This is a genomic window from Fictibacillus sp. S7 (assembly GCF_004127935.1).
Classification (GTDB): domain Bacteria; phylum Bacillota; class Bacilli; order Bacillales; family Fictibacillaceae; genus Fictibacillus_C; species Fictibacillus_C enclensis.
In genome coordinates, this window is sequence record NZ_QJKL01000001.1 from 1,435,086 (window position 1) to 1,448,751 (window position 13,666).

20 protein-coding genes are annotated in these 13,666 nt (G+C 43.8%); 7 read left to right on the forward strand and 13 right to left on the reverse strand.

The features are described from left to right. Positions 1 to 10: 10 nt before the first annotated feature. The 11 genes from DMO16_RS07280 to DMO16_RS07335 all read right to left on the reverse strand — a co-directional run bounded on the left by DMO16_RS07280 (position 11) and on the right by DMO16_RS07335 (position 8,386). Positions 11 to 1,165 carry an acetylornithine transaminase gene (locus DMO16_RS07280; RefSeq protein WP_129476338.1) on the reverse strand — a complete coding sequence of 385 codons (1,155 nt, stop codon included), beginning with the start codon at positions 1,163 to 1,165 and terminating at the stop codon, positions 11 to 13. After that, a complete protein-coding gene (argB, locus tag DMO16_RS07285; protein WP_164988877.1) occupies positions 1,162 to 1,911 on the reverse strand; it encodes an acetylglutamate kinase in 750 nt (249 codons plus the stop codon). Before argB ends, DMO16_RS07280 begins: the two co-directional genes overlap by 4 nt. A 13-nt stretch (positions 1,912 to 1,924) precedes the next feature. Continuing rightward, positions 1,925 to 3,151, reverse strand: coding sequence for a bifunctional ornithine acetyltransferase/N-acetylglutamate synthase (gene argJ / locus DMO16_RS07290; protein ID WP_425590022.1), 1,227 nt, complete (start codon positions 3,149 to 3,151; stop codon positions 1,925 to 1,927). A 16-nt stretch (positions 3,152 to 3,167) separates the two neighbouring features. Continuing rightward, positions 3,168 to 4,214: an N-acetyl-gamma-glutamyl-phosphate reductase gene (gene argC, locus DMO16_RS07295; protein ID WP_347232828.1), complete on the reverse strand. Its 1,047-nt coding sequence runs from the start codon at positions 4,212 to 4,214 to the stop codon at positions 3,168 to 3,170. A 15-nt stretch (positions 4,215 to 4,229) separates the two neighbouring features. Continuing rightward, positions 4,230 to 4,538 carry a hypothetical protein gene (locus DMO16_RS07300; protein WP_129476347.1) on the reverse strand — a complete coding sequence of 103 codons (309 nt, stop codon included), beginning with the start codon at positions 4,536 to 4,538 and terminating at the stop codon, positions 4,230 to 4,232. Between the two features lie 196 nt (positions 4,539 to 4,734). Beyond that, entirely contained in the window at positions 4,735 to 4,971 is a 237-nt protein-coding gene (locus tag DMO16_RS07310) for a MoaD/ThiS family protein (RefSeq protein ID WP_061968934.1), read from the reverse strand. Continuing rightward, positions 4,968 to 5,435 (reverse strand): molybdenum cofactor biosynthesis protein MoaE, encoded by a 468-nt coding sequence (locus DMO16_RS07315; RefSeq protein ID WP_061968931.1) that lies wholly within the window; start codon positions 5,433 to 5,435, stop codon positions 4,968 to 4,970. The genes DMO16_RS07310 and DMO16_RS07315 overlap by 4 nt, the downstream gene beginning before the upstream one ends. Further along, entirely contained in the window at positions 5,432 to 5,953 is a 522-nt protein-coding gene (gene mobB / locus DMO16_RS07320) for a molybdopterin-guanine dinucleotide biosynthesis protein B (protein WP_061968929.1), read from the reverse strand. The genes DMO16_RS07315 and mobB overlap by 4 nt, the downstream gene beginning before the upstream one ends. Continuing rightward, positions 5,923 to 7,203 (reverse strand): molybdopterin molybdotransferase MoeA, encoded by a 1,281-nt coding sequence (locus tag DMO16_RS07325; protein ID WP_129476350.1) that lies wholly within the window; start codon positions 7,201 to 7,203, stop codon positions 5,923 to 5,925. Before DMO16_RS07325 ends, mobB begins: the two co-directional genes overlap by 31 nt. Positions 7,204 to 7,233: 30 nt before the next feature. Continuing rightward, entirely contained in the window at positions 7,234 to 7,998 is a 765-nt protein-coding gene (locus tag DMO16_RS07330; protein ID WP_129476353.1) for an alpha/beta fold hydrolase, read from the reverse strand. Positions 7,999 to 8,116: 118 nt separating this feature from the next. Next, positions 8,117 to 8,386 (reverse strand): hypothetical protein, encoded by a 270-nt coding sequence (locus tag DMO16_RS07335; RefSeq protein ID WP_129476356.1) that lies wholly within the window; start codon positions 8,384 to 8,386, stop codon positions 8,117 to 8,119. A 141-nt stretch (positions 8,387 to 8,527) separates the two neighbouring features. On the opposite strand from DMO16_RS07335, the gene DMO16_RS07340 reads away from it, so the two are divergent. From DMO16_RS07340 to DMO16_RS07345, 3 genes are all read left to right on the forward strand, one after another. After that, on the forward strand, positions 8,528 to 9,343 hold the full coding sequence (locus DMO16_RS07340) for a Cof-type HAD-IIB family hydrolase (RefSeq protein ID WP_129476359.1): 816 nt from the start codon (positions 8,528 to 8,530) through the stop codon (positions 9,341 to 9,343). 115 nt (positions 9,344 to 9,458) lie between these two features. Next, entirely contained in the window at positions 9,459 to 9,602 is a 144-nt protein-coding gene (locus tag DMO16_RS24165; protein ID WP_156412555.1) for a hypothetical protein, read from the forward strand. Further along, entirely contained in the window at positions 9,603 to 9,869 is a 267-nt protein-coding gene (locus DMO16_RS07345) for a DUF3813 domain-containing protein (RefSeq protein WP_061968924.1), read from the forward strand. A gap of 23 nt (positions 9,870 to 9,892) precedes the next feature. Here the strand turns inward: DMO16_RS07345 and DMO16_RS07350 are convergent, their stop codons facing one another. Beyond that, positions 9,893 to 10,501, reverse strand: a complete 609-nt coding sequence (locus tag DMO16_RS07350; protein WP_129476362.1) for an SGNH/GDSL hydrolase family protein — start codon at positions 10,499 to 10,501, stop codon at positions 9,893 to 9,895. Positions 10,502 to 10,626: 125 nt separating this feature from the next. Here DMO16_RS07350 and DMO16_RS07355 point away from each other — a divergent pair, with 125 nt between their 5' ends. Together DMO16_RS07355 and DMO16_RS07360 are read left to right on the forward strand one after the other, a co-directional pair. Then, a complete protein-coding gene (locus DMO16_RS07355) occupies positions 10,627 to 11,079 on the forward strand; it encodes a GNAT family N-acetyltransferase (protein WP_061968921.1) in 453 nt (150 codons plus the stop codon). Between the two features lie 33 nt (positions 11,080 to 11,112). After that, the gene (locus DMO16_RS07360; RefSeq protein WP_061968919.1) at positions 11,113 to 11,370 is read left to right on the forward strand and encodes a NifU N-terminal domain-containing protein; all 258 of its coding nucleotides are present in this window, start codon (positions 11,113 to 11,115) and stop codon (positions 11,368 to 11,370) included. Between the two features lie 201 nt (positions 11,371 to 11,571). On the opposite strand, the gene DMO16_RS07365 is transcribed toward DMO16_RS07360, so the two are convergent. Next, a complete protein-coding gene (locus DMO16_RS07365) occupies positions 11,572 to 12,423 on the reverse strand; it encodes a YitT family protein (protein ID WP_061968916.1) in 852 nt (283 codons plus the stop codon). A gap of 157 nt (positions 12,424 to 12,580) precedes the next feature. On the opposite strand from DMO16_RS07365, the gene DMO16_RS07370 reads away from it, so the two are divergent. Beyond that, positions 12,581 to 13,447, forward strand: coding sequence for a DegV family protein (locus DMO16_RS07370; RefSeq protein WP_129476366.1), 867 nt, complete (start codon positions 12,581 to 12,583; stop codon positions 13,445 to 13,447). A gap of 45 nt (positions 13,448 to 13,492) precedes the next feature. Continuing rightward, positions 13,493 to 13,630, forward strand: coding sequence for a DUF3941 domain-containing protein (locus tag DMO16_RS07375; protein WP_074440461.1), 138 nt, complete (start codon positions 13,493 to 13,495; stop codon positions 13,628 to 13,630). Positions 13,631 to 13,666: the final 36 nt, after the last annotated feature.

Here is a 13,666-nt window from a genome sequence, read left to right on the forward strand (position 1 = left end):
AAAGAGGACTTTATGCAGTCACTGTTTGTTTCTTTATCGCTTTGCTGATTTCTTCGATTCCCATCTTTAATTCGTCATAGGATACAGTTAATGGAGGCAGGAGGCGTAAAACATGCTCTCCGGCAGACAATACAAGAATTCCCTTTTGCTGAAGCTCTGTGATCACATCTGATACTTTTCCCTTGCATCGGATTCCGATCATCAGCCCAAGCCCTTTGACTTCCTGGACTTCATCATAGGTTGATAGTTTATTTTGAAGCTCTTCCTTCAGGTATTCACCTTTCTTCTGAACTTCTTCCAAGAACGAGGGTTCAAATACTTCTTTCAATACTGCACTGGCTGCTGCCATGGCCAATGGATTTCCGCCAAACGTAGTGCCGTGGCTTCCTGGCCCGAATGCTCTGCTTACTTCTTCTGTTGCGATAACGGCACCTACAGGAAAACCGTTTCCGAGCCCCTTCGCTGCTGTTACAATATCAGGCTCAAGACCGAAATGGCTGAACGCAAAGGGCTTTCCTGTTCTGCCGATCCCCGTTTGCACTTCATCAATGATGAGAAGAATGCCAATTTTCTTGCATAGCTCTCCGACAAACGTTAAATAGCTCTCCATTCCCGGGTTGACCCCGCCTTCTCCCTGCACAACCTCGATCATTATCGCTGCCGTATTGGCATCTGCTGCCTGTTCGAGTGCGTTTGAATCATTAAACGGAACGTGTTCAAACCCTTCCACCATGGGTCCAAAGCCCACCTTGATTTTCTCCTGTCCGGTGGCTGACATAGAACCATATGTTCTGCCGTGAAACGAATGAAGGCAAGTGATGATTTTTGTTTTTCCTGTATATTTTCTGGCCAATTTAATGGCTCCTTCATTCGCCTCTGCCCCGCTGTTACAAAAAAGGACTCTGCTTAGATGAGTGGGTGCGGTGAGCAGCTGTGCCGTTTGCTCCTGCAGAGATGATTGAAACAGGTTGGATGTATGCCAAAGTTTGTTCAACTGATCAGTAACTGCTTCTGTTACTGCTGGATGAACATGACCCAAATTGCAAACCCCGATTCCGCTTGTAAAATCCAGATATGTTTTTCCTTGTGTATCGGTCACCTGGCAGCCATTGCCTGTATCAATTTCCAGGTTCCATCTTCCATAGTTGGAAAACAACGCGCTCATGAGAAAACCTCCTCTTTGACAATCAACGTACCATTTAGCTCTTTGCCGACAATTTGAATTTCTTTTATTTTGGACTGTAGGCAATTCAATGCTGCTTCAACTTTTGGTATCATTCCGCCTGTTATAATACCGGTCTCGATCAGCTTCTGGATGGAAGATGTGGTTGCTTTTTCAACGGTCTTGCCTTCTGCAAGAATCCCGTCAACATCCGTCACGAAAATCAAGGACTCTGCCTCCATGGCCGAAGCGACTTCAAAGGCTACCGTATCGGCATTCAGGTTCAAAATATCACCGATTAAATTTCTGGACACCGAAGCAATGACCGGTATAAAGCCTGCACTCATGAGCTGTGTCAGCGTTCCCTTGTTTACGGATACGACCTTTCCCACATGGCCCCATTGTTCTTTCTTTAAATAATCACATTCCAATAATGCTCCATCGTTTCCATTTAACCCAATGGCCTTCAGTCCGAGCTGGTTCAACTGGTACACAAACCAAGGATTAAGCTGTCCGGCGAGCACCATTTCAGCCGTTTCAGCGGCCTGCCCGGACGTGCGTCTTACTCCGTCAATAAATTGAACAGGAATGGACAAGGCGGTCATGTATTTGGTGATATCCGGCCCGCCGCCGTGAACCAGAATAATTTTCTTGCCTTCTTCCTCCATTTCCTTTAGCCGCTGAAAAAATGAAGGCTGGAGAGATTTCAGAACACTGCCGCCACATTTGATGATTACGATTTGATCCAATACCTTCTCCCCCTCACGTTGTGTAGCTTGAATTGATTTGGATATAGTCATACGTTAAATCACATCCCCACGCTTTACCCTTTCCATTTCCAGCATGAAGGTTCACGGTGATAGAAATGTCACTGCCGCTCAAGTAGGAAGAGATACCTTCTTCATCAAATGGTAAAATTCCGCTGGATAACAAAACTGGAAAATCACCGATCGACAAATCAATCTGTTCTGGAACAATTTCAACATTTGCATAACCAAGGACCGCTACAATCCTTCCCCAGTTAGGATCACAACCGAAAACCGCGGTTTTTACAAGTGGTGAACCCACGATGGATTTTGCCGCAATCCGCGCTTCCTCATCGCTGGCAGCTCCATCTACCGTTACTTCAATTAATTTGGTTGCCCCTTCACCGTCTCTGGCTATACTCTTTGCCAAATCGGTAGAAGTGAGGGTCAAAGCCTGCATAAACGTTCCCCAATCCGGATGCTGTGGCGTCAGCTCTTCATTTCCGGCGCATCCGTTTGCCATGACGAGGACCATATCATTTGTAGAAGTTTCCCCATCCACTGTAATACAGTTAAAGCTTAGATCCGTTACTTTTCTTAGGGCATAGTGAAGGTTCTCGGATGAGATGTTGGCATCTGTGGTCATAAACGAAAGCATGGTTGCCATATTGGGATGAATCATCCCTGAGCCTTTGGCTGTTCCGGCCAGCACTACTTCTTTTTCTCCAACCTGGAAGGAATAGCATGCATTTTTTGTATTAGTATCTGTTGTTAAAATCGCCTGGCTGAATTCAAGGGCGTTCTCTAGTCTGGATTGAGGATGAAGCTTTCCAATCCCTTCAAGAATGGTATCAATAGGCATGGTTTCACCTATGATTCCTGTTGAAGCCACTCCTACATAATGCTCGCTCAAGCCAAACACTTCGCTGACCTGGCTTCGCATGGCATAGGCATCGAGGGTTCCCTGAGTGCCGGTAAACGCATTGGCATTGCCTGAGTTGACGATCACAGCCTGCAAGATTCCTTCGGTTTCAATACTTTCTTTTGTTACTGCAAGCGGTGCTGCTTTGATTTTATTGGTCGTATAAACTGCGGCTGCGGCGGCCGGTTTTTCACTCAGAATGATGCCTAAATCTTTTTTCTTGTATTTGATGCCGCAGTTGATTCCCGCCGCAGAGAATCCTTTCGGCAAGGTAATATTTGATCCTGTCACTTTTTTTAAGGTTGATACGATTGAAGCCACATCAACTCTCCTCTCATTATGGGAACAACGGACTTGCTTGTAATCCTGTATTTTCCGGGAACCCGTTCATTAGGTTGAAATTTTGTACAGCCTGACCCGCTGCACCCTTCATTAGGTTATCGATGACAGCGACCGTTGTGATCCGATTTGTCCGTTTATCGAATGACCAGCCAATATCACAATAATTGCTGCCAAACACCTGCTTTGTGCAAGGGAATGTTCCCTGTGGCGAAAGTCTGATAAATGGATGCTGCTCGGCAAATTCAGAAAATGTTTCCTCAATCTCCCGTTCCGTCGTTCCCTCATCTATTGTGGCATACATGGTGTTCATGATTCCCCGGGTCATCGGAACCAGATGGGTATTAAAGGTTATGGGATCCTTTGTTACGGAATAGTGATGAAGCATTTGTTCAATCTCAGGAATATGCTGGTGCCGGTTCACCTTATAGATTTGAAGATTATCATTGGCAACCGGAAAATGTGCCGCAGAAGAAGGAACTGCACCTGCTCCGGAAATGCCTGACTTGGCATCAATGATGATCGACTTTGTATCTATTAAACTCTTAGTAACAAGCGGCAGCAATCCAAGCAGCGCTGCCGTTGGATAACAACCCGGATTGGCAATCAACTGGGCCGATTTGATGTTTTCCCTATTGTATTCCGGCATTCCGTATACCGCTTTTTCCACCCACTTTCGCTCGGGCGGTTCTTTTTTATACCACCGCTCATATACTCCTTGTTTCTTAAGACGGTAATCTCCCGCCAAATCAATAATCCTCATCCCCTTTTCAAGCAATGGAGGCAAGAGGCTCGCAGATACACCCGTTGGCGCAGAACTGAACAAGAAATCAACCTGTTCCGGCATTTTTTCATGATCGATCGCCTTCAGTGCACCTTCAGCCAATCCGTTAAGATGGGGATAAACCGACTGTATATGTTCATCTTTTTTGCTGGACGAATACAAGATAAACTCATTTACTTCAGGATGCTGCTTCAGCAGGCGGATAAGTTCCAGTCCACCAAAGCCCGTAGCTCCTACAATACCGACTTTCAACGACTCCACCTCAATGTTTTTGATTTATTTATCATTATATGTATGTATAAAGATAAATTCAACTGTATATTTATAAATTTTTATATTTTTTTGATTTATACGGTGATTTTTAGGGTTTATACTAAAAGCCAAGCTCTTTAGTGAATGTTTGCTGGGGTCGTTGTTTTCCGTTCCAGGATGCTCGCTTTTACCGGCGCGAGCGCCTACTTTCGCAGGGCGCGTGCTGAGCCTGCATGACAAGGAACGCTTCGGCAGCATTACATCGCACGAAGAAAATGTGAACTTCATTTTCGAGGATCTCACACCTTCCACTCCAATCAACTTGTCAATCAAGAGTTTAGCCCCCTAAAAAAAGAGTAAATGTTATTAAACAGCTAAAGGAGGAATAACGGTGAAAGAATTAGTGGGAAACTGCAGCCAATGTAAAAAGCCCGTCTATTGTCTAGAGGGCTTCTTAAATGGAGTCCACGTAAACGGGACTCTTTTATGCTTTTCATGTTCAGAAGAACGGGATCAAAGCCCCGGTTTTTTATCCTCCGCTGACAGGCGGAATAAAAGCGACAACATCTCCTGAACGAACTTCCGTATCATCTTCAGCAAACTCTTCATTGACTGCGGAAAGACAGCCTGTAAACATTTGCGGAAAATCATATTGATTTTCCAGCTTTCTTTTAATTTCTGAAACAAGAAGATGCGGTTCGTCCAGTTGAATTTCGCTTTTCCCTGCACGCTCTTGCATGCCGGCAAACAGCAATACTTTTATCATTTGTTTTTTCCCTCGCTTTCCGGGCGGCCTTTTGGATAGGAAGTGGTTTCCAGCTGATCCCCAACCCACATGCTCCCGTCTTCCCAGTGCTCTTTCTTCCAGATTGGGACGATTTCTTTAATCCGTTCTATCGCATACCGGCACGCTTCAAATGAATGCGCGCGATGGGGAGTGGAGACAGCGATCACAACAGCAATCTCTGAAATCCCAAGTTCACCAATCCGGTGAGTGATGGCGCATTTCGCATCCGTCCATTCAGCGGCAATTTCTTCACCAATTTTTCTTAACTGCTTTTCCGCCATCGGAATATATGCTTCATATTTCAAATAGGTGGTTCTCTTCCCCTTTGTCATTTCCCGTACGGTACCTATGAAGCTATTCACCGCACCTGCATCCGGATGGATGACCTTATCAATGACTTCCTGAACAGAAATGGGGTCTTTTGTTATTTCAAATGGTTTCATGTGCTCATCCCTTTCATCCAATCCTTCAGAAAATCGATATATTGTTCTTTTTCATTCAGCCTGTAAACAGGATACACCCGTGGAATCAGCTCTGCTGATACCGATGGCCAGATGATAACCAGCAGGACATGTGTACTGCTTAGGAGCAGCTGTACATCTCCATCATGTTTTAATAAAACTACGCGAGGAAGCTGTTCTTCCTTAAACCCTTCAATCAGCAGGAGATCAAGTTCAAGCGGCTCATATAAACGAACCAGCCCAGAGAATGATACTGGTTGGTCCAGGCAAAGCTGAAACGTATCTTCCCCCTGCACTCCAGAAACAATGGCTCCTGAGCTGCGGTGGATTCCTGTATCACTGTTTTCATCCTGAAATGCGATCTTCCCGCCATGGCCATGATGCTTTAAGGTTCCTGCCCGAAGGCCGTCTGCAGCAGCTGCTTGCAGCAGGTCTGCAATCAGTGTCGTTTTTCCGCTGTTTTTATATCCTACGATCTGGATTTTAATGCTTGATCCCATGGCCAGACACTTCCTTCTCCATCCAACAAAAGAGTCATCACCTGTGATCCTTTTTCCCAGCCTCTTGTCCCTCCTGGAAGAACGATCAAAGCATTTGCCTCTGACAGGGAGGATACAGACCCGGACTTGTCCAGCCCGACAGGTGAAGCAGCCGCTGCAGTTGCGTTCCATTCCACCCTGCCTCTGACAAATCGTGTAAAAGGATTGGGTTTTGGATAATCCTTTTGGAGAATAGACGTGACAGCACCCAGGTGGACCTTTTGGGCATTTAAGGAACCCAGCAAATATGGCCTTACGAACAATTCACAGCCTACAAAGCAAGCCGATGGGTTTCCCGAAAGGCCGAACAACAGCTTTCCTTCAAATACTGCCGCAGAGGTCACACTTCCAGGCCTCATTGCGATTTTATTAAAAAGAAGATCTGCTCCCATTTTTTTATAAATGGCAGGCAAATGATCAAAATCCCCGACGGAGACCCCCCCTGTTGTGATGACCAGGTCTGTTTTTTTCATCGCTTTCAGGATGCCCGCATACGTTTCATCAAAGTCATCCGGCAATTTCCCAAGAATTTGCGGTTCTCCGCCCATTTTTTTGATCTGCGAAGCAATCATGTACGCGTTGCTATTTCTGATTTTACCCGGAACCAGGTCTTCGTCAACGTCCAAAAGCTCCGTACCTGTGGCCAGAATTCCCACAACCGGCTTTTTAAAAACCTTGACCGTATGATATCCGAACGTCGCGAGAACTGCAGTTACACCCGCATGGATACGGGTGCCTTTTTTTAGGATCGTTGTTCCTTCAGGTGTGTCCTCTCCCTGTACGGAAATATTATCGCCTGCCTCGACTTTCCGTGAAATCGAAATGATGTTATTTTCTTTTTCCGACACCAGTTCAAGCATGATGACCGCATTTGCACCCTTTGGAATGGCGGCACCGGTCATAATTCTGACTGCCTCGTTCTGTTTTATTTCTTTTTCGGAAACATGGCCGGCGCCAATGGAATCGATCACATTAAGCTCCACAGGCTCATCCCTGGATGCTCCGGCTGTGTCTTCTGCCCGGATGGCAAAGCCATCATACGGAGACCGGTCAAAAGGCGGAACATCATGCGTGGCCAAAACGTTTTCACCAAGGTAGCGGCCATCACTTTCCTCAAGGGTGACCGATTCTAATGGAAGTTTTAGCTGATACTTCAAGACTTTTTTTACGGCATCCCAAACCTGAATGATTTCCCGTTTTTCAATCGGCATGCTGATCACCTCTTTTTAGTTATTTGAGTATTATAGATGTTTGATGAACCACTTCACCGCTTCGAGATAAGCCGTCCTGGATACTTTATGGCCCGATGTTTCATCAGATATGTACTGAATGTTTTCAGGATTTTTATAGAGCGGTTTTGCTTTTTGGTAAAATTCATGGCTCTGGCTATAGGGAACCACCTGGTCGACTTTACTGTGCCATAAAAGCAGCGGGCGGTTATCCAGTTTCTTCATGTTTGTTGTCAAATCAAAGGGCTTGATAATTGACATGATCTTCGCCAGCGCTTCCTGGGAATAGGGAAGCGAGACTTCAAGCTGCTTCATTTTTTCAATCTGCCAATAGGCAAATGCTTCATATCCCGGTGTTGCCATAAGCGTAACCGCTGTTTTAATAAACGGATATTGCGACAAGGCGCCAAAGGTTATAATCCCGCCCATGGAAGTCCCGGAAAGGCCGACTCTTTCAGGATCAATCAGTCCTTCTTCATCCAGCGCTTTAACCAGGGTATTCACATCTTGAATTCCCTGAATCACGATATCCCAAAAGGAATACATTCGCCTGTCTGCGGAAACATCACTCATCCGGTCTCCATGATGCAGCATATCTGGAAGAATCACTCTGTATCCCTTTTCTGCAAGCGAATAGGCGAAATGAAGATTATGCTCCTTTGCACTTGTAAATCCGTGTATGAAAATCATGAATGGAAGTTTATCGCCCTGCTTCTTTTCATCAAAAGCATGAAGCACAGGAATGGATTTTATAGAACGCGATTCAATGTTTACCATATTTTTCTCCTTCATCGTTATTCTTTTTATATCATAACAAGTTAAATGAAATTTGCCGATAAAAAAACCCGTTTTCACGGGTTCATCGAAATGTTAAGTCCATTTATTATTTTCATTGTTACTGTTTTTTATTGTAATAATTCACGGGATACGTGCTTCCCTCTCCAACCATTTTTGTATCCTCGTAATCATAAGGATCAGGATGACCTGCTTTTTTCACAGGTAAATTCGTATCGTCATCTTTTTTCATAAATGGTATTATTTTTTCTATTACCTCATTGGCCATCATTTTGGCCATGGTGCGGTTTGATCCTTTTCTTAACAGGTAGGAAGTGACTCCTGCAGCGGAAATTGCAAAGCCTGAGAGCAATAAGTATTTTTTCTTCATGGAAAATCTCCTCCTCGTATATATAGTTAGCATTACCCTCACACAGTCTGCATAAAACTTCCTAATATTGGGCTTATATTGGACAGTGACATGGGAAACCATTACACTTAATTTGAAATTGATGAAAAGGCAGGAACCCTAATGAAGAAACCGTATTTAATTGCACTTGATCTTGATGGCACATTATTGAACGACAATAAAGTCATTTCACAGCGTACAAAAAATGCTGTTCTGAAGGCGAAGCAGGAAGGGCATGTTGTTTGTATATCGACCGGCCGCCCTTACCGTGCAAGCACGGAATATTATGAGGAGCTTGGGCTTAATACGCCGATCGTTAATTTTAACGGAGCATTTGTTCATCACCCTCATGATCCATCGTTTGGTGTATATCACTCTCCATTGGAATTGTCACAGGCAAAAAAGGTGATAAAAACGGCAGAGGATTTCCTTGTAAAAAATATAATGGCAGAAGTGCTGGATGATGTATATCTTCATAAGGAAGACCAGGTTATCGTCGATACGTTTATTATGGGTGAAAATCCGGCCCAAACAGGCGATCTTAACAAAAGACTTAATGATGATCCAACATCCCTGTTGATTCATCCTCATGATCACCATGTAAACGAATTGCGGGATCAGCTTAAAAAAGAACACGCCGAGGTGATTGATCAGCGTGTATGGGCGGCTCCCTGGAATATTATTGAAGTCATTCGTTCAGGACTAAATAAAGCAGTTGGTTTAAAAAAAATATCGGCTTATTACAATATCCCCAAAGAAAGAACCATCGCCTTTGGAGACGAAGATAATGATCTGGAGATGATCGAATATGCCGGTCATGGAATTGCCATGGGCAACGCCATTTCCGAACTAAAAAACATCGCAAATTATGTGACTAAAAGCAATGAAGAAGACGGAATTGCTCTGTATTTGGAGGAAGTCCTTGAGCTGAATATGTAATACGCTAAACACCCCGGCAAAAAGCAGGGGTGTTTATTTTTGGAATGTTTCCTTTTCTACATAAAACTCAAGTAGCTGCAAAAACTATACTAAACCCTTTGAGGAGGTCATCACCATGAGCAAACACAGCAAATCAAAACGGGCGGTGCAGCAAGGGGCAGACGCAGTCAAGCATGTAAATGCAGAGCAGCACCTGAATGAAGAAATCAAAGAAACACAACAAGAGGTGCAGAAAAATATAACGTTGGGAGGTAATTAAATGGGAAACAATATTTTTCAGCGGGCAAAAGAAGCTGTTTCCAACCTCGTTGGCAAACATGAGGAGCATGAGCATCAACATCAGAACAATCCTCAACACGAGCAATTGAGTGCCCAATCCAACGATTTCAACAATGAAGATATTTCAGTAGCGGAAAACATCATTTCATCTGCAATGGCAGATTCCTCCGATGCTGAACGCCAGCAGTTGGCTGAACTTCAGGAAGAACTGGATCAGACAAAGAACAACAGCCAGCAAAATCTATAAAAATAAGGCTGAGAGGTCCTCTCTCAGCCTTTTTGTATTTTAGCCATTGCGGCAAAGCCTTTTTTTGTTTTCTTGACTTTCTTTAATTTTTCTATTTTTTGAATGACCAGACCTGCTAACAGCTTATAGCCTTTTTTATTAAAGTGAAGACCATCATTAACCAGCATTTGCTTATAGTTCCGGCCAGACATTTCTGTCCATAAATCGATAAAATGAGTATTATATGTTTCAGCCAGTTCTTTTACAGCTTTCGCATATTGTTGCGTACGCTCATTCGTTCTGGCATGCTGCTGATTCTCATTCACCGGCGATGGCGATATCAAAATTACTTTTGACGGTCCAAGCTTTTCGATCATATAAACTAAATTGTTCTTATATTCTTCCACATCAATCAAACGGTGTACGCTTGCATCATTTGCTCCAAAAAGAATCGTAACCAAATCAGGTTCATGCCTCAGCACATCTTCCTGAAATCGGGTTAAGGCCAACCTCGTTGTCTCAGCTGGTACACCTGCGTTAATAACATTCCACTTATTAAACGACAGACGGACTCGCGAGGTAAGTCTCAGTGAATCATCATCATTAATTTCGTGAGCTGTAATGCTGTCTCCAAAACATACTAATGTTTTCATGAGCTTTCCTCCTGCTCTTTCGTACTCCTCAAAAGTATTCGCTTGTAAATTTCATTTGCTCACAGTCGTAAGCAGAATATTTTGTTATAATGTAGCTACAAAACTTATTTGCATGGAGGAACTCGATGTTTGTCTATGAAGTACCAGCTACTGCTTCTGATGAGGTTACGAAGAAAATTGCGGATCTGATCTCTCAACAAAGAACACGATCCGAAGACGATGGAAGCTATGAGAAAGTATTAACCGGCATTTCCCTTGCAATTAAAGAAGAGTCTAATTCGGGAGTCATCATTGCTGAAGAAGACGGAGAAGTCCTCGGCGTTGCCTTTTACAACATAGGAATCAGCCTTCCTCTTGGCGGGCCGTACCTGTGGCTGAACGAACTTTTTGTCCGTGAAGATGCCAGAAATAAAGGGATTGCTCGTAAGATTCTGCTTCATTTGATACACTGGGCAGAACGGGAAGGGATCAAATCCATAGAACTGGAAACCGGGATCAACAATTCTGTCACAAAGCACCTTTATAATTCACTTGATTTTCACGACATCATTTCACAGCGTTATCGATTTAACTTTTAACTTTTATCTTTTAACTGAACAGGAGATGATCACATGGCTCTTGAATTCGCCATCGAACCAACACCCAATCCAAATGCATTGAAATTCTCTGCCAGCCAGCCCTTTTTAGAAGGACGATTGTCAGCACGTGCCGGAGATAACTCTGATTCTCCCCTTGCAGCATCCCTTCTTGCCATTGATGGAGTTGAGTCCATTTTTGGATTTCAGGATTTTTTGACCGTTAACAAATTTGCGGAAGCTGACTGGGAGACACTTGTTCCCCATATTAAAGAAGTACTCGAAACATTATAAGACAAGCAAAAGCGGACTTTCATGTGAAAGTCCGCTTTTTCATTGGCTTTTGGAAACAGATTTCTTCATGAGCATTTGTGTCCTGCGGGATATGCGTGACAGGTGAGACCAGGTAGGCGTTTGCGCCGGTAAAACAAGACATCCTGGAACGGAAATCAACTAACTTTCGAGTGCACCAAGTTTTGCAAACAGACCTTCCTTTTAATCATCTCTTCGGAACAACCCAAAGATTCCTGTAGTATTGACAATGTTGGTAAAGGCATTTGGATCGACTTCTTTTAGGATATTTTCTAAATCGTAAAGTTCGTAGCGGGTAACGACGATGATGAGCATCTCTTTATTTTCATTGGAGAAGGCCCCTTTTGCCGGGACGATGGTAATACCCCTAACCAGCTTGGAGTGAATCGCTTCTTTCAGTTCGCTCCCTTTTTTCGTCACGATCATAGCCGTCAATTTTTCATGGCGTGTATGAATCGCATCGATGATCCTTGTGCTCACATACAAAGTCACCAAGGTGTAAAGCGCTTTTTCCCAGCCAAACAGCAAACCGGCTGCCAAAATGATAGAACCATTTAGGATCAGAAAATAAGTGCCGATGGGACGATTGTGCTTGCGTGACAAAATCATGGCCACAATGTCCAGTCCTCCTGTTGAGGCACCATATTTCAGCGTGAAGCCTACCCCGACCGCTGCGATTACTCCTCCAAATACGGCATTAAGGAGGATGTCTTCCGATATTTCAGCTACGGGTATGATTTCCAGAAAAAAAGACATCATAAAGACGCAGAAAAAACTGTATATGGTGAAGGATTTGCCGACCTTCATCCAACCGATAACAGCCACCGGAACATTTAAAACAAACAAAAGCACACCCGTTGAAATCGGTACAGGGGAATGAATAAGGAGTGAGGATACGAGCTGAGCCACACCTGTAAATCCACTGGCATATACCTTTGCCGGTATTAAAAACAAATTAAGGGCAACCGCATTAAGCGCTGCACCGAATACAATGACGATAATTTTCTTTAATTCTTGGAGTGGTGAGTAGTTCATGGAGGATTTCCTTTCAAATTATATCTTTGTCCAACTATCTGTTTTTATCAAAATTACGTTGTATAGTCAATAGGTTTCCAGCAAACAATCTATTGCCTTTACCTGGGGTGAAGTATACACTTAACGTATCATACATAAAAAAGTGCAGGTGATTTATATGGGCGTCCAGATCATAACAGACAGCGGCTGTGATTTACCACAGCACATCATCGATGAATTTAACATTACGATGCTTCCTTTGGTCGTTACGATCCATGACCGGGAAGAATATGACCGGAAAACCATACAGCCCGTCCAGCTGTATAATCAAATGCGTGAGGGAGCGGCTCCAAAAACATCCCAGGTTCCTCCCCTGCTCGTCAGAGAAGCGTTCCAACAATACGCAAAGGAAAATACTCCCTGTGTATACATCACTCTGTCCTCAGGTTTGAGCGGCACGTACCAGACGGCCGAGCTGATTCGCCAGGAAGTAATGGAAGAATTCCCTGATGCCGAGCTTTCGGTCATCGATTCACAATGTGCTTCTCTTGGTTTTGGGCTTGTCGTATATCAGGCTGCCAAACTTGCAAAGGAAGGCGGCTCCTTTGAAGACGTAATCACTACAGCAGAATATTGTAAAAATCATACTGAGCATATCTTTACCGTAGATGACCTTGAATATTTATTGCGCGGCGGAAGAGTCAGCAAAACACAGGCCATGATGGGGAGCCTTCTTAAGATTAAACCTGTCCTTCATATGAAAGACGGAAAATTGTTTCCCATCGAAAAAATACGTGGGAAAAAGAAGGTATTTGGCCGGATGATCGAACTGATGAAAGAACGCGGAACCGATTTGAGTGACCAGATTATCGGCATCAGTCATGCGGACGATCAGGAAGCGGCAAATTCGCTCAAAGAAATGATTAAAGCAGAAACAGGTTGTGAGCAGATCATGATTTCTATGATCGGATGCGCCATCGGCTCTCATGCGGGACCAGGAACCATCGCCATGTTTTTTATGACAAAACCTTACACTGATGCATAATGCCTGATATCCTCGTTCATGTTAATCATGAGGAGGCGATATCCCATGGCACACAAGTACACAAAAGACGATGACAAAAGAAAACAAGACCATCAAGCGGAGAATCAACTGAAAAACGAAGCAGAACAGCAGAATAAAACAGCTGGAAAACATTCATTCTCCAAGGAAACAGACCACTTATAAAATAAAAAAACATCCGTAATGGATGTTTTTTTATTT

Excerpts from the sequence above, each read along its gene's own strand:
- DMO16_RS07280 (WP_129476338.1), bottom strand. The coding sequence starts at position 1,165 with ATGAGCGCGTTGTTTTCCAACTATGGAAGATGGAACCTGGAAATTGAT.
- DMO16_RS07310 (WP_061968934.1), bottom strand. The coding sequence starts at position 4,971 with ATGATAAAAGTATTGCTGTTTGCCGGCATGCAAGAGCGTGCAGGGAAA.
- DMO16_RS07315 (WP_061968931.1), bottom strand. The coding sequence starts at position 5,435 with ATGAAACCATTTGAAATAACAAAAGACCCCATTTCTGTTCAGGAAGTC.
- mobB (WP_061968929.1), bottom strand. The coding sequence starts at position 5,953 with ATGGGATCAAGCATTAAAATCCAGATCGTAGGATATAAAAACAGCGGA.
- DMO16_RS07325 (WP_129476350.1), bottom strand. The coding sequence starts at position 7,203 with ATGCCGATTGAAAAACGGGAAATCATTCAGGTTTGGGATGCCGTAAAA.
- DMO16_RS07330 (WP_129476353.1), bottom strand. The coding sequence starts at position 7,998 with ATGGTAAACATTGAATCGCGTTCTATAAAATCCATTCCTGTGCTTCAT.
- DMO16_RS07335 (WP_129476356.1), bottom strand. The coding sequence starts at position 8,386 with ATGAAGAAAAAATACTTATTGCTCTCAGGCTTTGCAATTTCCGCTGCA.
- DMO16_RS07340 (WP_129476359.1), top strand. The coding sequence starts at position 8,528 with ATGAAGAAACCGTATTTAATTGCACTTGATCTTGATGGCACATTATTG.
- DMO16_RS24165 (WP_156412555.1), top strand. The coding sequence starts at position 9,459 with ATGAGCAAACACAGCAAATCAAAACGGGCGGTGCAGCAAGGGGCAGAC.
- DMO16_RS07345 (WP_061968924.1), top strand. The coding sequence starts at position 9,603 with ATGGGAAACAATATTTTTCAGCGGGCAAAAGAAGCTGTTTCCAACCTC.
- DMO16_RS07350 (WP_129476362.1), bottom strand. The coding sequence starts at position 10,501 with ATGAAAACATTAGTATGTTTTGGAGACAGCATTACAGCTCACGAAATT.
- DMO16_RS07355 (WP_061968921.1), top strand. The coding sequence starts at position 10,627 with ATGTTTGTCTATGAAGTACCAGCTACTGCTTCTGATGAGGTTACGAAG.
- DMO16_RS07360 (WP_061968919.1), top strand. The coding sequence starts at position 11,113 with ATGGCTCTTGAATTCGCCATCGAACCAACACCCAATCCAAATGCATTG.
- DMO16_RS07365 (WP_061968916.1), bottom strand. The coding sequence starts at position 12,423 with ATGAACTACTCACCACTCCAAGAATTAAAGAAAATTATCGTCATTGTA.
- DMO16_RS07370 (WP_129476366.1), top strand. The coding sequence starts at position 12,581 with ATGGGCGTCCAGATCATAACAGACAGCGGCTGTGATTTACCACAGCAC.
- DMO16_RS07375 (WP_074440461.1), top strand. The coding sequence starts at position 13,493 with ATGGCACACAAGTACACAAAAGACGATGACAAAAGAAAACAAGACCAT.